Annotated in this window: 16 protein-coding genes; 10 read left to right on the forward strand and 6 right to left on the reverse strand. The window is 67.0% G+C overall.

Annotated elements, in window-relative coordinates; translation table 11 throughout:
* Window positions 1-378 precede the first annotated feature (378 nt).
* The 7 genes from ABQ039_RS02595 (at window position 379) to glnE (ending at window position 11037) form a co-directional block, all read left to right on the forward strand.
* Complete coding sequence (locus ABQ039_RS02595) at window positions 379-888, forward strand: sigma-70 family RNA polymerase sigma factor (protein ID WP_065032200.1); 510 nt, start codon at window positions 379-381, stop codon at window positions 886-888.
* 9 nt (window positions 889-897) lie between these two features.
* Window positions 898-1947, forward strand: a complete 1050-nt coding sequence (locus ABQ039_RS02600) for a FecR domain-containing protein (protein ID WP_184610039.1) — start codon at window positions 898-900, stop codon at window positions 1945-1947.
* A 118-nt stretch (window positions 1948-2065) separates the two neighbouring features.
* Window positions 2066-4597: a TonB-dependent siderophore receptor gene (locus ABQ039_RS02605; RefSeq protein ID WP_184610042.1), complete on the forward strand. Its 2532-nt coding sequence runs from the start codon at window positions 2066-2068 to the stop codon at window positions 4595-4597.
* A 64-nt stretch (window positions 4598-4661) separates the two neighbouring features.
* Window positions 4662-6260, forward strand: a complete 1599-nt coding sequence (locus tag ABQ039_RS02610) for a PepSY domain-containing protein (RefSeq protein ID WP_260297471.1) — start codon at window positions 4662-4664, stop codon at window positions 6258-6260.
* Window positions 6257-6580 (forward strand): hypothetical protein, encoded by a 324-nt coding sequence (locus ABQ039_RS02615; protein WP_184610046.1) that lies wholly within the window; start codon window positions 6257-6259, stop codon window positions 6578-6580. The genes ABQ039_RS02610 and ABQ039_RS02615 overlap by 4 nt, the downstream gene beginning before the upstream one ends.
* Window positions 6568-6918 (forward strand): DUF3325 domain-containing protein, encoded by a 351-nt coding sequence (locus tag ABQ039_RS02620; protein ID WP_184610048.1) that lies wholly within the window; start codon window positions 6568-6570, stop codon window positions 6916-6918. Before ABQ039_RS02615 ends, ABQ039_RS02620 begins: the two co-directional genes overlap by 13 nt.
* A gap of 1287 nt (window positions 6919-8205) precedes the next feature.
* On the forward strand, window positions 8206-11037 hold the full coding sequence (gene glnE, locus ABQ039_RS02625) for a bifunctional [glutamate--ammonia ligase]-adenylyl-L-tyrosine phosphorylase/[glutamate--ammonia-ligase] adenylyltransferase (RefSeq protein WP_349778117.1): 2832 nt from the start codon (window positions 8206-8208) through the stop codon (window positions 11035-11037).
* Between the two features lie 131 nt (window positions 11038-11168).
* Here the strand turns inward: glnE and ABQ039_RS02630 are convergent, their stop codons facing one another.
* From ABQ039_RS02630 to ABQ039_RS02645, 4 genes are all read right to left on the reverse strand, one after another.
* Window positions 11169-11726, reverse strand: a complete 558-nt coding sequence (locus ABQ039_RS02630; protein WP_184610053.1) for a VUT family protein — start codon at window positions 11724-11726, stop codon at window positions 11169-11171.
* 521 nt (window positions 11727-12247) lie between these two features.
* The gene (locus tag ABQ039_RS02635; RefSeq protein ID WP_349778118.1) at window positions 12248-12751 is read right to left on the reverse strand and encodes a hypothetical protein; all 504 of its coding nucleotides are present in this window, start codon (window positions 12749-12751) and stop codon (window positions 12248-12250) included.
* A complete protein-coding gene (locus ABQ039_RS02640) occupies window positions 12748-13611 on the reverse strand; it encodes a DUF2145 domain-containing protein (protein ID WP_349778119.1) in 864 nt (287 codons plus the stop codon). Before ABQ039_RS02640 ends, ABQ039_RS02635 begins: the two co-directional genes overlap by 4 nt.
* Before the next feature lie 50 nt (window positions 13612-13661).
* Window positions 13662-14609, reverse strand: coding sequence for an ELM1/GtrOC1 family putative glycosyltransferase (locus ABQ039_RS02645; RefSeq protein WP_349778120.1), 948 nt, complete (start codon window positions 14607-14609; stop codon window positions 13662-13664).
* Window positions 14610-14745: 136 nt separating this feature from the next.
* Here ABQ039_RS02645 and ABQ039_RS02650 point away from each other — a divergent pair, with 136 nt between their 5' ends.
* Together ABQ039_RS02650 and ABQ039_RS02655 are read left to right on the forward strand one after the other, a co-directional pair.
* Entirely contained in the window at window positions 14746-15336 is a 591-nt protein-coding gene (locus tag ABQ039_RS02650; RefSeq protein ID WP_039523198.1) for a malonic semialdehyde reductase, read from the forward strand.
* A gap of 229 nt (window positions 15337-15565) precedes the next feature.
* The gene (locus ABQ039_RS02655; RefSeq protein ID WP_184610059.1) at window positions 15566-16303 is read left to right on the forward strand and encodes a YceI family protein; all 738 of its coding nucleotides are present in this window, start codon (window positions 15566-15568) and stop codon (window positions 16301-16303) included.
* A 169-nt stretch (window positions 16304-16472) separates the two neighbouring features.
* Here the strand turns inward: ABQ039_RS02655 and ABQ039_RS02660 are convergent, their stop codons facing one another.
* On the reverse strand, window positions 16473-17261 hold the full coding sequence (locus ABQ039_RS02660; RefSeq protein ID WP_039515618.1) for a siderophore-interacting protein: 789 nt from the start codon (window positions 17259-17261) through the stop codon (window positions 16473-16475).
* Window positions 17262-17630: 369 nt separating this feature from the next.
* Complete coding sequence (locus tag ABQ039_RS02665; protein WP_102580392.1) at window positions 17631-18173, reverse strand: PadR family transcriptional regulator; 543 nt, start codon at window positions 18171-18173, stop codon at window positions 17631-17633.
* A gap of 193 nt (window positions 18174-18366) precedes the next feature.
* Here ABQ039_RS02665 and mdcA point away from each other — a divergent pair, with 193 nt between their 5' ends.
* Window positions 18367-20013, forward strand: a complete 1647-nt coding sequence (gene mdcA / locus ABQ039_RS02670; RefSeq protein WP_024937871.1) for a malonate decarboxylase subunit alpha — start codon at window positions 18367-18369, stop codon at window positions 20011-20013.

Raw genomic sequence — 20013 nt, forward strand, 5'->3', positions numbered from 1 at the left:
GTTCTGTACTGCCTGGTGTTGTTTTGCAGTGCAGCGTGCAAGTGGCGTTCGGGGCGCGCACTATGATCCTGCATCCCGACGTGGGGGAGGGAGCAAAGCCCGCTGGCAGTTCGCTGCAAGCGGGCTTTTTTATTGCCTGAAACTTGGCCAGTCAAGCCACTTGGCCTCCGCTCAGCGCGCGAAACGCCTAGATGTTGAAGGCTTGCCCAGGCCACTGCCGGGTCGCTTTGAGCGTCAACCGCCTACATGTTCTCGATCCGCGTGATGGGGGGCCAGCGGCCGCGCCTGCATACGTCGCCGGCTTCCGATAGAATGAGATCAATTCTCATTTATCGCCGGGCGCCTTGCCGCCTGGGTCCAGCCGTCCAGGAGGTCATCGTGTCGGTCACGCAAGGCGCGCTTCATCAGCAGGTGGAGCGCCTGTACACCGACCACCATGGCTGGCTGCAGGGCTGGCTGCGGCGCAAGCTGGGCGATGCGTTCGTGGCTGCCGACCTGGCGCAGGACACCTTCATCAGCGTGATCAGCGCGGGCGCCGCCGACGAGATCCGCGAGCCGCGCCCGTTCCTGGCCACCATCGCGCGCCGGCTGATGGCGCACCGGCAGCGGCGCAAGTTGCTGGAAACCAGCTACCTGGAACTGCTGGCTGCGCTTCCAGAGGAATTGGCGCCGTCGCCGGAGCTGCAAGTGCTGGCGCTGGAAGCGGTGCAGCAGGTGGACCAGGCGCTGGATGGCCTGCCGCCCAAGGTGAAGGAAGCCTTTTTGCTGGCGCATCTGCAGGAGCTGAGCTACGCGCAGATCGCGCAGCGGCTGGGCGTGTCCAGCAGCTCGGTCAAGCAATACCTCACGCGTGCCAACCGGCATTGCCTGTTCGCCCTGTCGGCGTGAGCTGCACGGATGGCTGATGCCGCCTCACCTCGTGCGCGCACCGCTGCCGGCCAGCGCGCGCCGCTGGCCGGCGGGCAACCGATCAGCGCCGAGGTCGCCGACCAGGCCGCGCAGTGGCTGACGGTGCTGATGTCCGGCACTGCGAGCGAGGTGCAGCTGCAGTGCTGGCAACAGTGGCGCGATGCGCATCCGGACCACGCGCGGGCGTGGGCGCATATCGAGGCGGTGACCGGGCGGCTGAAGACGCTGACCCCGCAGGCGGCCTATCGCAGCCTGTCGCCGTATGCGGGCAGCAACGGCCAGGCATCGCCTGGCCGGCGTAAGGCGCTGAACCTGCTGCTGTGGGGCGGGGTGGCCGGGGCCACCGGCGTGCTGGCCTCGCGCACCGAACGCTGGCAGCGCGCCACCGCCGATTACGCCACCGCGACCGGCCAGCGCCGCGAGGTGCAGTTGCAGGACGGCAGCCGCATCACCCTCAACACGCGCAGCGCCATCGATGTGCGGTTCGATGCGCAGCAGCGGCTGCTGCAGTTGCTGGCCGGCGAGATCATGGTGACCACCGCGCACGCGCTGGGCGCGGGTCACGACGCGCGGCCGTTGCTGGTGCGCACCGCGCAGGGCGATATCCATGCATTGGGCACGCGCTTTTGCGTGCGCCAGGACGAACACGCCACCCGGCTGAGCGTGCTGGAAAGCGCGGTGGAGGTGCGGCCACATGCGGCCACGCAGGCCGTCGGGCGCGTGCAGGCAGGGGAGCAGTGTCGGTTTACCGCCGACGCGCTCGGTGCCATCGCGCCGGTCGATGCACAGGCCGCGGCCTGGGTACGCGGGCAGCTGATCGCCGACGAGTGGCGCCTGGATGCCTTCATCGCCGAACTCGACCGTTATCGCGCCGGGCTGCTGCGCTGCGACCCGCAGGTGGGCAGCCTGCGCGTCTCCGGCGTGTTCCCGCTGGACGACACCGACCGCATCCTGGCAATGCTGCCCAGCGTGCTGCCGGTGCGGGTGAGCCGGCGCAGCCGTTACTGGGTGACGGTGCAGGCGGCCGGGCAGGGCTGAGGCGCCGCCAGCCGGCACCTCGCCGAAAAAAGTTTGCATCCGGGCTGCCCGATCGCCGCAGTTGTGGCACCTCCCCAATGACGGTGTCAGTGCGACACCAAACCTTTGTGGGAACAGCATGTCGATCACTGCCCGCCGCCGCGGCCAACTTTCCTCTTCGTCGTTGCAGCGCAACGCCCTGGTGCAGGCCGTGCAGCGGCCGCTGGGCACGGCCGTGGCGGTTGCGCTCTGCAGCCTGGGCGTGTGTGCGGGCATGCCCGATGCCATCGCCCAGACCGCGCCTGCCACGCAGGATGCACGCCAGGCCTACCGCATCCCCGCCGGCCCGTTGGCGCCGGCGCTGCGTGAACTGGCCGGTTCGGCCAACCTGTTGCTGAGCTTCACCGCCGCGCAGACCGACGGCAAGACCACCGCCGGGCTGGATGGCAGCTACACCGCACCGGCGGCCCTGGCTGCGCTGCTGGCGGGCAGCGGCTTGCAGGCCGTGCCGTTGCAGACCGGCGGCTACGTGCTGCGCGCCGCGCCGCAGCTGAGTACGAGCAATAGCGAAGTGGACGCGTGGCTGCTGCCCACCGTCAAGGTCACCGCGCAGGCCAACCGCAGTGCGACCACTAGCGGCACCGGCAGCTACACCGCGCGCGCGGTCAGCATCGGCCGCGGCGAGCAGGCGCTCAAGGACATCCCGCAGTCGATCAGCGTGGTCACCCGTCAGTTGATGGACGAGCAGAACATCACCTCGGTCTACGACGCGCTGGCCAGCACCACCGGAATCACCATCGTGCAGAGCCCGCAGGGCGGCAAGTACATCTATTCGCGCGGGTTCGACATCACCACGGTGCAGTACGACGGCGTGCCGCTCAATCGCGGCATGTATGGCCGTGCGAGCAACTACAGCGCCAATATGGGCATCTACGATCGCGCCGAAGTGCTCCGCGGTGCGGCCGGCCTGCTGCAGGGGGCGGGCAATCCCGGTGGCGCGGTGAACCTGGTGCGCAAGCGCCCGCTGGATGTGCCGGGCGTCAGCGTGATGGTCCAGGGCGGCAGCTGGGATCGCTACGGCGCCTTGATCGATGGCAGCGCCAACCTCAGCGCCGATGGCGCATTGCGCGCGCGCGGAGTGATCGACTACCAGGAGCAGCGCTCGTTCGTCGATGGGGTCACGCGCCGCACGCCCACCTATTACGGCACGCTCGACTACACGTTCTCGCCGCAGACCCAGCTCAGCCTGGGCGTGAGCTACGAACAGGTGGAAGGCCGGCCGTTCTTCGGCGGTCTGCCCAGTTTCAGCGATGGCCGCGACATCGTCCTGCCACGGCAGACCAATCTGGGTGCGGCATGGAACCGGCAGTCCTCGTCCAATCGCGGGCTGTATCTGGACCTGGACCATCGCTTCAATGCCGACTGGGTGTTCAAGCTCAGCGCGGTGCAGGTGCGCGAGCTGCACGATCTGAAATATGCCAGCTCCAGCCGCGCGATCAATCCGGCCAACGGCACCGGCGCGCTGCTGGCCGCGCGCACCATTTCCGATGCGGACGCCTTCGGCTTCGACGCCAATGTGATCGGGCAGTTCAATGCACTGGGGCGCAGGCACGAGTTGGTGATCGGCAGCAACTTCGCCGAGACCACCGTGGATACGGTCTACGGCAACAAGAACAACTTCCAGACCTTCAATGTGTTCAATCTGCAGCGCAATGTGCGGGCGATCAGCGATGCGGAAATCTTCGCCAATGCACGCGAGGCCCGGCATGGCACCTCGCGCGAATTCGGCTTGTACGGCGCACTGCGCTGGCAGCTGACGGATCCGTTGAGGGCCATCGTCGGCACCCGCGTGAGCTGGCACGACACCCTGTGGAACACCACCACCACCGGGCTGTCACCGTCGCAATCGATCGAGCACACCCGCGAGACCGGGCAGGTCACGCCGTATGCCGGCCTGTTGTACGCCTTGAGCCCGACCTGGTCGGCCTACGCCAGTTATGCGGACATCTTCCAGCCGCAGAACGCGCAGACCGAAGCCGGCGAGATGCTCAAGCCGATGACCGGCGCCAACTACGAGCTGGGCATCAAGGGGGAGTGGCTGGACGGGCGCATCAACAGCGCGTTTGCGCTGTTCCAGATCGAGCAGAAAAACCGCGCCCAGGCCGACCTGACCACCAGCCCCACCTGCCGCAACAACGATTTCTGCTACATCGACAGCGGCAAGGTGCGCAGCCGCGGGTTCGATGCCGAAGTCAGCGGCGAGGTGCTGCGCGACTGGAACGTGTTTGCCGGTTACACCTTCAACCGCACCACCTACCTGCAGGATGTCAGCAGCCAGGGTCAGACCTTCAACAGCTACACGCCCAAGCATTTGCTGCGGGTATGGACCACCTACCGTCTGCCGGGCGTGCTGCAGGACGTCACCGTCGGTGGCGGTGTCAGCGCGCAGAGCGCGGCGTATCGGCAGATCGGCACTGCCACCGCGCCGATCCAGGGGCGTGCGGTCTGGAATGCATTGGCGCGGTACCAGCTCAACCGGCAATGGTCGGTGGCGGTCAATCTCAACAACGTGTTCGACAAGCACTACTACAACACCTTGTCGAGCTTCGTTAACGGGCGCTATTACGGCGAGCCACGCAATGTGATGGTGACCCTGCGCGGCGCGCTGTGATGCGGGCACCAGCGCTGCGGTGGCGCATGGCGCGTGCCGGATGAAAGAAGGCTTTCGCCAAAGCATGGCCTGGCTGCACACCTGGTGCGGCCTGAGCTGTGGCTGGTTGCTGTGCGCGATCTTCCTGACCGGCACGCTCAGCGTGTTTCGCGATCCGATCACCAGCTGGATGCAGGGCACACCGGCCTTGCCGAGTGCGAGCACGCAGACGGTCCTGTCGGAAGCAGCGCTGGTGCCGCGTGCACTGGCGCAGTTGCATCAGCTTGCGCCACAGGCACGCCTGTGGCGGATCACCTTGCCCGCGCAGCTGGGTGAGGCGCTCACGCTGTCCTGGCGGACACCAGACGGCCAGGATCAGGCAGCGCTGGACCCCGGGAGCGGCGAGCTGCTGCCGTCTCCGTGGGGCCGGCAGACCGAAGGCGGCCGGCATTTCATGAGCTTCCACTACACCTTGCATGGCGGCATTCCCGGCTATTGGCTGGTGGGCTGGGTGTCGCTGTGCGGGCTGATCGCGCTGGTATCCGGGGTGATCGTGCACAAGCGGATCTTTCTGGATTTCTTCACCTTCCGCCCGGGCAAGGGACAGCGCTCGTGGCTGGACGCGCACAACGCCACGGCGGTGCTGACGCTGCCCTTCCTGCTGATGATCGTCTACACCGGCCTGGCGTATTTCTACACCAGCTACATGCCCGCGCCATTGCACGCACTGTATGGCAGCGACAAGGACGCCTACACGCGTTACGCCGATGCTCTGTCGCCGGCAGTGCCTGCGGCCAGCACAGACGAAGCAGCAGTCAACAACGTGCCTGCCTATCTGCCGGAGCTGGTGCAGCGAGCAGACTCGCTCAACGCTGCGCCTGCGCAAACGCTGGTGATCGAGCGGCCCGATCAACCCGGCAGCAAGCTGCGCGTGATCGCGCGCGTGGCCGCGACCGGCAGCTCGCGGCGCCTGCTCAACCCAGCCAACAGCGTGGTATTCGACGCGAACAGTGGCGCGCTGCTGGAGCGGCACGCGGATGCCGCACGCACGGACCTGCACGCGCAGGATGTGGAAGAGGTCATCAAGACCTTGCACGTGGCCGGGTTCGGCGGCTGGACCAGCAAATGGCTGTATTTCATCTGCGGCCTGGCCGGCACCTTGATGATGGCCACCGGCACCTTGCTGTTTTCGATCAAGCGGCGTCGGCGTAGCGAGCAGGAGTTCGGCGCGGCCACCGCCGGCATCTATCGGGTAGTGGAAGCGCTCAATGCCGCCGCGCTTGCGGGAACCGCCTTGGCGAGCATTGCGTATTTTTACGCCAACCGCCTGGTGCCGATCGCGCAGGCCGGCCGCAGCCAGATCGAGATCCACGCATTCCTGTGGGTCTGGGCGGCCACGCTGCTGCATGCGCTGCTGCGCCCGCCCGCGCGCGCATGGGTGGAGCAACTGGCGATGACGGCGCTGCTATGTGTCGGCTTGCCGCTGCTCAATGCGGTCACCACCGGGCAGCATCTGGGCGTGTACCTGACTGCCGGCGACCTGCAGCGCGCCGGGGTCGAGTTGGTTTCGCTCGTCTTCGGCATTGCATTTGCTTACGCGGCATATCGGGCCCATCGCAGCGCGGTGCGACCGGTGCCGACACGCGCCAGGCGCGGCGCCGCTGCCGGGATGGATGTGTTGTGAAGCCTGCTTCGAGCACCGCATCGGTGACGCGCTACCGCTGGTCGGTTGCCGGTCGCGTGCTTGCTGCCAGTATCGGCGGCTATGCGCTGACCTCCACCGGCTGCAGCGTGCTGGCGCAGCTGCTGTCGCGGTTTGCCGGCGTGTCGCCTGCGGTCTCGGTGCTGAGCATGACCTTGCTGAGTTTCGCCAGCTACACCGTCGTCGTGCTGTGGATGTTTCGTGCGCGCAGTGCATTGCGCATGTGGGGCTGGATGAGTGTGGGCATCGCCGCGCTGGGCGGTGCGAGCTGGTTGCTGGGACATCCGCCATGGACGGGCTGATCACCGCGCTGCTGGGCACCGCGCTCTGCCATGCCGCAATGATGGCCCTGGCCGTGGCGATGCATCGCCATTATGAGCAGCTCACCGGCCGCCGCACTGCGCCGGTCATGCAGCGATGGTTGCTGCGTGCGATGGCTGTCTGTCTGTTGATCGCCGCGCTGGTGCTGTGCGTGCTCGCTTGGGGCGGAGCGGTGGGCACCTTGTTGTGGCTAGGGTTTGCCAGCGTGGCCGCGCTGTGGGTGGCGCTGGGCCTGGCGTACGCGCCGCGCTGGAGTGCGTGGCTGGCAGTGCTGCTGGGCTGCGTCGCATGCGGGGTGGTGGGCTGGCGTGTGCTGTAGCTGGCACGGCGTTCTTGTCAACGAGTGCCTGATGTCGGGGATGGCGGTGACATTGCCCGCATCGAAAGAGCTGATCGGATCGCAGCTCATCTGATCTCGTAGAGGGGTCTGGATGTGGTCGACAGCACCGCACCAGGGATTTTGTCGGTTGCTTGCTTAAAAGCTTGTCCATCGATCGTCTTGCATTGGGAACATGCCTGGACGCGCCGTGATCCGAGTAGCGGACGGTGTGCCTGCTCGCACCACACACACCGACCATCTTGACTGGCTCTTGCCCGCCCACCGTCGCGGGACCTTACGCGGCATGGATGCCGCGTAAGAGCCTACACGGACGTACTTGCGGCGTGTCCTGCGATGGTGGGCGGGCAAGGGCCTTGCAGCCAGGCTGCAGATCCGCCGCTCTACAAGTGATCCATCTGCACTTCCCAAGCCCCAGTACACAAGGCACAAGGCACTCGAGACCGGGAACGGTGGGCTTGTTCAGTCGCGATCGGATGCTTGAATCAAAAGCTCGGCGAGTCGAGTGCGCGGCGTCCTCACCGCTTGCGGGACACGCCGTGAACCCATCCCTGGCGGCTCGGTGGCGGCATCCATGCCGCCACACGGTCCCGCAACCGGCGAGGCCACCGCACCAGACAGTTGGTCGGCTGCTTTCCTGAAAGCGTGTGACTCGGACTGCGTCGCAGACGTGGCATTTTCAGGTTGCGTGTTGGAGGCTTGCCTGCCTCTCGGCTTGCGATGGAGAAATGATGAAAGTTAGGCGAATGCCGAGTGATCCAACCAGCGCACGTCGTGAACCGCATGCACCGCTTGCAACCATGCACACCGACCATCTCGCCAGGTCCTTGCCCGTTCACCGTCGCGGGACCTTACGCGGCATGGATGCCGCGTAAGAGCCTACATGGACGTACTTGCGGCGTGTCCTGCGATGGTGGGCGGACAAGGGCCCTGCAAGGAAGCCTCAGATCACATGCTTCGCCTCTGCTTGCCCGCCTCATCCGGCCTGAGCGCAAACAGCCGGCTTTCGAACTCTGACGCTGTTTCAACACGCGATACCTTCACCACTTCCGGGACACGTCGTAAATCATCCGTGGAGTTCCATGGCTGCATCCATACGGCCAAGGAGCCCGCAACCAGTGAGGACATCACGCCCGCCGACATGGCCGCGTGCCGATGGGGCCACACGCAGCGCGGCGGTAAACCCGGTAGTTGCATTGCTGACCCTAGACACCGCTGGATCAACCGTAGACACGTGCCGCCATCGCGCAGGGATGCCAGAATCGGCGCATGTCGCTGCCTATCTCATCCGTGTCTCCTGCGCTCACCGCCCTGATCGAGCGGGCTGTGGCGCGTGTCCGTCATGCCGTGCCGGCCGACCAGCCCTGGCCGGGCGATGACTTCGCTCGGCAGCTCGAACAGGTTGCGCTCGCCAGCGAGTTTGCGCTCGATACCTTGGCACGTCAGCCGGCATTGCTGCAGCACCTGGCGCAGCCGGGTCCACCGCCGTTGCCACTGCCGGTGCTCGACCCCGCACAGCCCCAGGCCTGGCCGGCGCAGTTGCGGCGCTACCGCAGTGCCGAATCCACGCGCCTGGTCTGGCGCGATGTGCTCGATCTGGACAGCGTCGATGCCACCCTGGCCGGTGCCACCCGCCTGGCCGAAACCTGCCTGCAATGTGGGCTGCAGGCGTTGGAGCAGCAATTCCGCGACCGCCACGGCCAGGTGATTGCCGAAGACGGCAGCGTGCAGCGGCTGGCGGTGTTCGGGCTGGGCAAGCTCGGTGGTGGCGAGCTGAATTTTTCCTCGGATGTGGATCTGGTTTATGCGTATCCGCAGGGCGGCCAGTCCGATGGTGCCCGCCCGTTGGCAGCGGAGGAATATTTTGCGCGGCTTGGCCAGCAGTTGGCCAAGCTGCTCGACGAGACCACCGCCGATGGATTCAGCCATCGCGTGGATCTGCGTCTGCGCCCGTTCGGCACGGCCGGGCGCGTGGCCTTGTCGTTCACCGGCATGGATCAGTACTTCCAGCGCGAAGGACGCGACTGGGAGCGCTATGCCTGGCTCAAGGCGCGCGCGGTGGCCGGCGATATCGACGCCGGCGAAGCCTGGCTGGAGACACTGCGCCCCTTCGTCTACCGGCGCTATCTGGACTTCACCGCACTGGACGGCCTGCGCGAGATGAAGGCGGCGATCACTGCCGAAGTCGCCCGGCACGATCGTCTGGACGACATCAAGCGCGGGCCTGGCGGCATCCGCGAGATCGAGTTCCTGGCGCAATCGCTGCAGCTGATTCGCGGTGGGCGCGAGCCGAGCCTGCGCGAGCGTCGCCTGTTGCCTGCCCTGCAGGCACTGGTGGAGGCCGGCCAGATCGATGCGGACAACGGGCATGCATTGACCGAGGCGTATCGCTTCTTGCGCCGGCTCGAAAATCGTCTGCAGATGTTGCGCGATGCACAGACCCATGCCTTGCCGCAGGCGCCGCTGGATCGCGAACGCATCGCGCTGGGCCTGGGTTATGCGGATTGGCCGGCACTGCTGCAGGCACTCACTCCGCAACGCGCGCGCGTTGCCGCCGAATTTGCCGAGCTGCTGGCACCGCGCGTGCGCGCCACCGCGCCCGACGCACTTGCCGATTACTGGCGCGCCTTGCCGGAGGGCGATGCCGCGCCGCTGGCCGGCATCGGATTGCACGATCCAGCCGGCGCGCATCAGGTGCTGGCCGATTTTGCGCAGTCCTCCGGCGTGCGTGCGCTCTCCGATACCGCAAGCGCGCGGCTGGACCGCGTCATGCCGGCGCTGCTGCATGCTGCCACCCGTGCCAGCCAGCCGGATGCCGCCGTGCGCCGCATGCTCGGCCTGCTGCAATCCACCTTGCGCCGCACCAGTTACCTGGCCTTGCTGGACGAACAACCCAGCGCGCTCGCACGCCTGGTCGATGTGCTCTCGCGCAGTGCCTTGCTGGCCGAGCGCCTGGCTGCGCATCCGCTGTTGCTGGACGAATTGCTCGACACCCGCATCAGCGGTCCGTTGCCCGACCGCGACGCGTTGCACGCTGCATGCCTGGACACCTTGCAGATCGAGGACACCGAAGCGGCGCTGCGCGAACTCAACGAGCGCCGGCTCGCCTTGAGCTTCCGCATCGCACTGGCTACGCTCGATGGCCGCCAGCAGGCCGTGGACAGCACCCAGCAACTGGCCTGGCTGGCCGAAGCGGTGGTGCAGACGGTGCTGCAGCTGGCGCGCCGCGAACTGATCGCCGCGCACGGGCAGGTGCCGGGCGGGGCGTTCGCCATCATCGGCTACGGCAGCCTGGGCGGCCTGGAGCTGGGCTTCGGCTCGGACCTGGATCTGGTGTTCCTCTACGACCATCCACGCGAGGTGGAAGCCTCCGATGGCAAGCGAGCGCTGGAAGCCGGGCGCTGGTTTGCGCGGCTGGCGCAGAAGGTGATGACACTGCTGGCCGCCGAAACCGGCGCCGGCCGTCTCTACGAGATCGATGTGCGGCTGCGCCCGGATGGTGGCAAGGGCGCGTTGGTGTCATCGCTGGCCAGTTACCGCGACTACCAGCGCGAGCGCGCCTGGACCTGGGAGCATCAGGCGCTGGTGCGTGCACGTGCGGTGGCCGGCGATGCGGCGCTGTGCGCGGCCTTCGCGCAGGTGCGTGCCGACACGCTGACACGCGTACGCGATACCGCCGTGCTGCACGAGGACGTGCGCAAGATGCGCGCGCGCATGCGCAGCGAACTGGATCGCAGCGATGCGGGGCGGCTGGATCTCAAGCAGGGCGCCGGCGGCCTGGTCGATCTGGAATTCGTCCTGCAGGCCGGCGTACTCGGCCAGGCCGCACAGCACCCTGAGTTGCTGCTGGCCTGCGCCACGCCCGCCTTGATCGATGCCTTGGTGCAGGCGCAGTGGCTGCCGGCCGAGCGTGCCGCACCGCTGCACCAGGCGCATGCCACCTTGGTGGAAGCGGGCCTGAGTTGCACCCTGGATCGCCGGCCGCGGCTGATCCCGCCAACGCCTGCCGTCGAGCAGGCACGGCACAGCATCTTCACTACCGCGCACGCGCAAGGGCTGGAGTTTCCGCTCGGCAAGGACGTGGCAACGCTACCGCCTTGAGTGGCCGGTAGCTGGCGTTGCAAGGTGAGACGAGTGCAGCGCGCAGGGTCGGCAGAAACGCGGGTGCGTTGCAGTGGCATCCCTCCACCGCGCCTGCTGTTGGCCTGATTGCCGGTGCGCAGGCGAGCCGGTCAGCCGTGCGGGCGCGGCGCACTGCGCCACAGCAGTGCGCGGAACGGGCCGAGCAGGAACACGCCCATGCCCAGCTTCACCGCCAGGTCGCCGGCCGCCCAGCTGATCCATGGCAGTCCAGCGCCGGCAAAGGCGATGCTCCAGAAGATCGTCGTATCCAGCGTGGCGCTGCAGGTGGTGGCCACGATCGGCGCACGCCACCAGTTGCCACTGCGCAGCCGGTCGAACACGCTGATATCCAGCAACTGCGCAGCGATGAAGGCGGTGCACGAGGCCGCCGCGATGCGCGGGGTGGCCAGCCAGAGCGACAACACCACCGCCAGCGCAAAGCCGCACCAGGCGACCTTGCGCGCCGCGCGCGGGCCGAAGCGGCGATTGATCAGGTTGCTCACCAGAAACGCCAACGGATACGAGAACGCGCCCCAGGTCAGCCAATCGTTGATCGGGTACTGCACCAGGATGTTGGACAACAGCACCACCGCGCCCATGGCCAGCACTGCCCACGCCAATGCGCGCGCGGTGAGTGGGGTGAACGGCGTCGGCGCGGTGCTGGACATGACGGTGCTGCAGTGACAGGGCAATGCGGATTATCCGCGCGTTGGCGCATGCGGGCCAGTGCGCCAATGCGCCAATGCGCATGCACGACACGGCCGCGAGCTGCTGGTTCAACCAGTGTGCCGGTCAACGCATGGCCGCCAGCATTGTTGAGTGACGCGGTGCGGATCGCTCGTGCTCGCGCAACCGCGTGATGCGTGAGCACTCCGGCGTGGCGCTGCGCTACCGTTTGAGCGCATGCCGGCGCGTCACCAGGTCAATCTGCGCCTACAGCGTTACCGATTACGGCGCGATCAGCACGCTGGCAATTACCTGCGTGCGTATATGCGTGCCACGCATCGGCGCGCCAAGGTTCTGCAACGGCACGTGGCCGTACGCGTCGGTGATCAACAAGCCATCGCGCAGGCAGTTCGGCAGACAGTGGAAAATGCCTCTGCGCGCACGGCACATAGCGCCGTATCCGCAACGGTGCGTCAGTGACGCGCCATCCTGGCCGACAGCGTCGGCAAGCGGCTTCCCTGCATCACCAGGTGGTGCTGCTGTTCTGCGCGGCGGATTCTGCGGTCGGCACGAATGCCAGCGCCTGGCCTTGGGGCGATTGCACCGTCCAGCCTGCACCAGCCGGGCTCGGCTGGAAGGTCACCGTCTCGCCAACGCGAAAGCCCGCAGTCGGATCGTCCTGGCGGGCCGGCCAGCGCAGCAGCGCGGTGTTCTCGGCGTTTGCCGGATCCTGCAACTGCACCTGGCAGCCGCCGTCAGTCTTTTTTTCCACCGACTTCACCCGCATTGGCGGCAATGGCCCGGCCGAGGCCTTGTGCGATGCGTCGCTCAAGGCTTCCGAGCCTGCTATCGCACTATGGCCCAGCGCCAACGACACGAAGTACGGTGCGGAGATCACCAGGATCGCCGACATCGCCGAGGCATCGCCACGGGTGATCGTGGTCAGGCCCGCATGGGCCTGCATCGGCTGGCCGAACGAGATGGCCAGCAGCAGCCCAAGGCCGGCAGATCGAAGAAGGATGTTCATGGAGATGCTCCGTGCGTGGCAACGCTGTGTGGAATGGATTGGTCCTGCTGCAGCATCTGTTGCTGCTGCAGGAAATCGAACACCGACTCGACCGTGATCACCGAATAATTGCCGGAGATGCGCTCGCCGGCGGGATGGTCGGTCACTGCGGCATTGGCGACGAAGAAACGTGCGCCGATGCGCTTGCTCAGATCCAGATGCAGGCGCGTAGGTTGGTAGCCATTGCGTTTGAGCCAGGCTTGCGCGCTGCGTCGATCGCTCACCGGTGCAGCTGTCGCATCTGCTGTGTGGGTCGCCGCCAGTGCCGCCGCCAGCACTTCGAGCACCCACTGGTTGGAATTCTGATAATCGGTGGAGAACGGGTAGGCGATCATGCTGTAGCGCGCCTCGTGCAGCGCATGTGCCAGCGTGGCCGGATCCTGCAGCAACGTGCGCAGCTGCTGCTGCAGCGCCGGTGCCGGCACGCCAACGCGCAGATCGGCAGTGAGGGCACTTTCGCCGATGAAGTTGCTCAGACCTTCGTGATACAGCGCGGAGTTGTCCGACTTGCAGTGATTGAGCAGGTGCTTCACCCGCCAGGTGCCGTCGTCCTCGCGCAGCGCGAAGGCCAGATGGCTGTGTTTCAAGCCATAGCGGCTCAGATCCTGACCGCCGCGTGCCAGCAGCACGACCTGCGCACCGTCCACTGCGTCCAGCGCCTGCTGGGTGGACCTGGCCATGTCGAACATCGCCGCCAGCGTGGCGGGCGTTGGATAGTGCGGAGTGCACACCGGCGCGGCGAAGGCGGGGAGTGCGCAGGTCAGGGAGACGAGCAACAGCGCCGTTGCAGGCCAACCGCGCCGTTTGTGTGCAAGTTGCATGGGGAGTACAGCGTCCTTGTGTCTGCCCGGTGGCATCGGCGGCGTCACCATCATACGTGCAGGCGCGCACGCACCAGTGCGGCGATGCGCTGGGTTTCGCGCAATGGATGCAGTTGCGGCGGCGTTGCGAAAACATCGCCGGCATCGCACAGACGGCCACGCGCCTGCAGTGCCCGCACATACGTCGCCACTCGTCCCTGCGCCTGTTCGGCAAACGCCGCTGCCACCGGGACCCGCGTGGCGCAGGCTTCGGAGAGTAGGTTGACCGAGTCGGCACTGGCCACGATCGCATCGGCCCAGCCCAGCAGGCCGGCGTACGGGTTGGGCCCGTCGCGCTCGTCGCACCACAGCAGGCCTGGCAGGCCTGCATGCATCTTGCGCAGCGTTGCGATCGCCTCGTGCGGCGTACGCCGGGAGGTGGTGACCAGCAGGCTGCCGCCGGCGGCGAGCACCTGCGCGCGCAGGTGCGTGCACAGTGCCGCAAGCGCTTCGGTGGTCCAGGGCAGTTGCGCGGTGGGGCCGCCGATCAACAGCGCCACGCGCGGGCCGGGCAGCGCGCCGAGCGCGGCGAAGGCGGCGCGCCCGGCGGCCAGCCAGGCATCGTCCACCGGGTGCAGGCTGCCGAGCAGGGTGAGCACGTTGGCGCCACGCAGCGCATCGTGCTCGGGCACGACCAGCAGATCCCAGTGGCGCGGGTCCAGGCGGGGGTCCAGCAGTTGCACCACCTGGCTGCCGCGCGTGCGCAGCAACCGGGTGGCCAGCGCGGCCTGGCGGCCGCAGCCGATCGCCAGCGCCGGCGGCTGCTGCAATTGCCGGGCGAAGCCGGATCCAAACGCCGCCTGCGCGCCCGGCAACAGGCGCGGTGCGGCCCAACGCCATGGCGCGCGGGCCTGCAGATGCAGCGCCGTGACCGGCGTGGAGTGCAGCGCCTGCGCCAAGGCCTCGGCCTGACGTGCATTGCCGGCGCGGCCGTCGCTGACCGCCCAGGTCAGCGCCATCGTTTCAGATCCGACATAGATTTGTTTCAGATTGAGCGTGTGTTGCCGCAATCGCGTCACTCTACACTGCGGGTCTTCACGCTGGCGCCGGTGCTGCACCCTACTGTCGCCCATTCCCTTGCTTCCCGGAGTCTCCATGTCCGACTTGCTCGACGCTGCCGCGCTGGATCAGCTGTTTCGCACCGCCCGCACGCAAAACGCCTTTCTAGACAAGCCGGTGAGCGAGGCGCAGCTGCGCGAGCTCTACGATCTGCTGAAGTGGGGCCCGACCGCCGCCAACGGGTCGCCGGCGCGTTTCGTGTTCGTGACCACGCCGGAGGGCAAGCAGAAGCTCAAGCCGGCACTGTCCGAGGCCAATGCCACCAAGACGCTGGCCGCGCCGGTCACGGTGATCATCGGCTCCGATGAAGAGTTCCACGAAAAGCTGCCGTATTTGTTCCCGCATGCCGACGCCAAGAGCTGGTTCGAAGGCTCGCGCGAGATGCGCGTGTCCGGCGCGTTCCGTAACAGCTCGCTGCAGGGCGCCTACCTGATCCTGGCCGCACGTGCGCTGGGTCTGGATGCCGGCCCGATGTCCGGCTTCGACAATGACAAGGTGGATGCGGCGTTCTTTGCCGGCACGCCGATCAAGTCCAACTTCCTGGTCAATCTGGGCTATGGCGATCCGGCCGGGCTGTTCCCGCGGCTGCCGCGGCTGAGCTTCGACGAAGCCGCACGCATCGAGTAACAGCGGCGGGCACCGCAGCTGCGCGCACCGTCGGGCGGGCGCAGCCGGCGCTCCGGCAGGCAGGAGCCACGTACACTCCGGCTTCGGGGCGCGCCACCCGCACCACCTGACGACCGCGCCTTGTGCAATCCGCCCCGGGCGCCCGTTTCGATTTTCCTGCAGTCCTCGTCCGTCTGCGTCTGTTCCATCCGCGTTGATCCAATGCGGTCCCTCATCTCAAGGAGTTTCAATGAAGACCACCCACAAACTGTTGCTGCCGCTCGCCCTGACCCTGGCCATCGCCGCCTGCTCCAAGCCGGCCGACAACGCCGCCGCGCCGGCCGCTGAAACCCCGGCCGCTACCGCACCGGCCGATGCCGCTGCCACCACCCCGGCCCCGGCCCCGGCTGCTGCGCCGGCCGCCTCGACCGCGCCGGCCGTGGAAGTGGCCTCCGGTACCTACACGCTGGATCCGAGCCATACCGACGTGATCGCGCAGTGGAGCCACTTCGGCTTCTCCAACCCGAGCGCGCATTTCGGCAATGTCGACGGCACCCTGGTGTACGACGCGGCCGACGTGACCAAGTCCACCGTGCAGGTCACCCTGCCGCTGTCGGGCCTGAACAGCTTCACCGCCAAGTTCGACGAGCACCTGAAGAGCGGTGACTTCTTCGACGCGGCCAAGTTCCCGACCGCCACCTTCAAGAGCACCAAGGTCGAAGCGGCCGGCCCCAACAAGCTGACCGTCACCGGCGATCTGACCATCAAGGATCAGACCAAGCCGGTCGTGCTGGACGTCACCCTCAACGGTGCCGGCGAGCACCCGATGAAGAAGGTGCCGGCTGCCGGTTTCGACGCCACCACCACCATCAAGCGCACCGACTTCGGCGTGGGCCAGTACGCCCCGAACGTCAGCGACGAAGTGAAGATCCGCATCACCACCGAAGCCCTGCAGGCCAAGGCCGGTGACGCTGCTGCTGCCAAGTAAGGCGCAGCGCAGTCGATGCATCGGTGCGAGCGATCGCACCGATGTGCGGAACGCAAAAGCCCGCCAATCGGCGGGCTTTTGCTTGAGCGTAACCGCCCGGCTTTTGTAGGAGCGGCCCAGGCCGCGACAGCTCCACCCTCCGCCCCGCCACGATGCGCACGCCAACGCCTCACTCCGCAGCAGGGTTCGCCTTCCAGTAGCCCTTCGCGCGCACCGAGTCCTTGTCCACGCCCATGTGCTCTTCGAGAAACTTGCGCATCGCACGCGCGCGCATGGATTCGGTACCGATCCAGTAGAACGTATCGCCGTCGTGCGGCTCGTAATCGCGCAGGCTGTCTTCCAGCAACGTGCTGCTGGCGGCATCGAAGCCGTTGCGTTCCAGCCAGTACACGTCCACCTCGGCGGCGCTGAGCAGTTCCTGGCGCTCGGCCGCATCGGCGATTTCGATAAAGACCTCTGCATGCATGTCGGCGGGCATCGCTTCCAGCCAGCGGCCGATCGCGGGCAGCGCGGTTTCATCGCCGATCAGTACGTAGTGGTCGTAGTCGTCGGCAACCAGGAACGAGCCGCGCGGGCCGCCGATCTTCAGCGTATCGCCGGGCTGTGCCTGCGCCGCCCAGCTGGAGGCCACGCCGTCGCCGTGCAGCACGAAGTCGATGCTCAGCTCGCCGCTTTGCGGATCGAATGCACGCGGGGTGTAATCGCGGCCGGGCGAGGGCAGCGCGCCTTCGGCGTAGCGCGGGCCTTCCGGCGTCATCGTCGGCAGCACGAAGGCGCCATCGGCATTGGGGAAGAACAGCTTGACGTGATCGTCCGGTGCCTCGCTCTGAAAGCCGGCAAGCTCGCTGCCGCCAAACACGATGCGGCGCATCTGCGGCGTCAGCGATTCGCAGCGCACCACCTGCACGGAGCGCAGGCGCGGATCGCGGCGGAGTTGGGTGTGGGTGTGGATGGCCATGTAGTGCGATTCCTGGATGTGACGCGCAGATGCGCGGCTGGGGAGTGACTGCAAACGGTGATGCGACGATCTGGCCAGCGAGCTGGCAAAGAACAGCGGGTGTTGCTCAGCCTTCTCCCATCGGGAGAAGATGCCCCGCAGGCGCGGATGCGGTTGTAGGCGAAGCTGCGTGCATCTGCCAACCAAGCAAGGTCGATGTCGTGCAGCGACACGCTGATCAAATCGCAGAACAGCGCAGGGACAGCAATGCATGCATGCCACATGCATGCCACTGAGGCCGCGCAACGCAACCACCGCGATGACGCGTCACTGCCGCAAGTCGCATTCAAACCGGTATCGGTTGGCTTCGGATCACGGCGATAGACGTACTCAGCCGTCGTCGCGCTCCATGCCGTCAGCGGCGGCGTTGAGTAGCGCGGCAATGCGTGTGGTTTCTGCATCCGTCCATTGCCCGTGCCGCGCAAACAGACCGTGCTTGATGCGGTGGATGGCCTCGCGAATCGGCGCCGGGGTCTGTGCCTTGATCAGCTCGCGCGCGCGGCGGTGGGTGCGGGCCAGTGCCGCATCCAGCGCGTCACGGTGCTGCGCCGCATACGTACGGCCAGAGGCGGTGACCTGATAGCGCTTGCGCCCTTCGTCCAGCGCGGTCTGCACCCAGCCATCGGCTTCGAGCTGCGCCAGTGCCGGATAGATGGCGCCCGCACTGGGCGTGTACAGGCCTTTGAACAGCGCAGTGATCTGCCGCATCAGCTCATAACCATGGCGTGGCTGTTGCTCGATCAGCGCCAGCAGCAGCAAGCGCAGGTCGCCATGTTCCAGCGGCCGTGCGCGCCCGGCGCCGCCGCGGCGCGTCGCACTGGGCGCTGCGGATGGATCGAGCTCGCTCGGCAGGTCGTCGTGGTGGGAGCGCATCGTCATTCGATATATCGAAGTATGGCTAAAAGATATATCGAAGTGTGCTGGTCCGCAAGCGCCTGCCTGTCGCCCGGCTGACCGGCCTGGCTATCCCTGCCGCCCATGCTGCGACGCGGCTAGACACAGCTGGCTTCCATAATTACGATGTAATTACTTCGACATTACGGGCCCGGCCCGGTGAGGCAGACGCATGAGTCGACAGTGGGACACCCAGGCCGAAAGCCGGCGCCAGCGCCTGCAGCGCGCCGCAGCCCTGGCGCCGCAGGGGCGCGTGGTGGCCGCCGACGACGTGGTGGCGCTGCTGGAGGCGGTGATCGAACCCGGCGACCGCGTCTGCCTGGAAGGCAACAACCAGAAGCAGGCCGACTTCCTGGCGCGCTGCCTCACCGAGGTGGATCCGGCGCGCGTGCACGACCTGCACATGGTGCAATCGGTGTTGTCGCTGCCCGCGCATCTGGACGTGTTCGAGCGCGGCATCGCCAAGCGGCTGGACTTCTCGTTCTCCGGCCCGCAGGCCGCGCGCCTGGCCGGGCTGGTCGGCGAGGGCCGCATCGAGATCGGCGCCATCCACACCTACCTGGAATTGTTCGGCCGTTACTTCATCGACCTGACCCCGCGCATCGCGCTGGTCACCGCGCAGGCCGCCGACCGCCACGGCAATCTCTACACCGGCCCGAACACCGAAGACACCCCGGTGATCGTGGAGGCCACCGCGTTCAAGGGCGGCATCGTGATTGCGCAGGTCAACGAGATCGTCGACACGCTGCCGCGCGTGGACATCCCGGCCGACTGGGTGGACTTCGTCACCCAGGCGCCCAGGCCCAACTACATCGAACCGCTGTTCACCCGCGACCCGGCGCAGATCTCCGAGATCCAGGTGCTGATGGCGATGATGGCGATCAAGGGCATCTACGCCGAATACGGCGTGGACCGGCTCAACCACGGCATCGGCTTCGACACCGCCGCGATCGAATTGCTGCTGCCCACCTATGCCGAATCGCTGGGGCTGAAGGGCAAGATCTGCCGGCACTGGGCGCTCAATCCGCATCCGGCGCTGATCCCGGCGATCGAATCGGGCTTCGTGCACTCGGTGCATTCGTTCGGTTCGGAACTGGGCATGGAGGCCTACATCGCCGCACGCCCGGACATCTTCTTTACCGGTGCCGACGGCAGCATGCGCTCCAATCGTGCGTTGTCGCAGACCGCCGGCTTGTATGCCTGCGACATGTTCATCGGCTCCACCCTGCAGATCGATCTGCAGGGCAACAGCTCCACCGCCACGCGCGACCGCATCGCCGGTTTCGGCGGCGCGCCCAACATGGGCTCGGACGCGCGCGGCCGCCGGCACGCCAGCGACGCCTGGCTCAAGGCCGGGCGCGAGGCGGCGCGCCCCGGCGAGATGCCGCGCGGACGCAAGCTGGTGGTGCAGATGGTGGAAACCTTCCGCGAACACATGGCGCCGGCCTTCGTCGACAGGCTCGATGCCTGGGAGCTGGCCGAGCGCGCCAACATGCCGCTGCCGCCGGTGATGATCTACGGCGACGACGTCAGCCACGTGCTGACCGAAGAAGGCATCGCCAACCTGTTGCTGTGCCGCAGCGCCGAAGAGCGCGAGCAGGCCATCCGTGGCGTGTCCGGTTACACCGCTGTCGGCCTGGGCCGCGACAAGCGCGCGGTGGAAAACCTGCGCGATCGCGGCGTCATCAAGCGGCCGGAAGACTTAGGGATTCGTCCACGCGATGCCACGCGCGACCTGCTCGCCGCGCGCACGGTCAAGGACCTGGTGCGCTGGTCCGGTGGGTTGTACGACCCGCCGAAACGTTTTCGCAACTGGTAG

The sequence above is a fragment of the Xanthomonas sp. WHRI 6108 genome (assembly GCF_040202385.2).
In the GTDB taxonomy this organism is placed as follows: Bacteria; Pseudomonadota; Gammaproteobacteria; order Xanthomonadales; family Xanthomonadaceae; genus Xanthomonas; species Xanthomonas arboricola.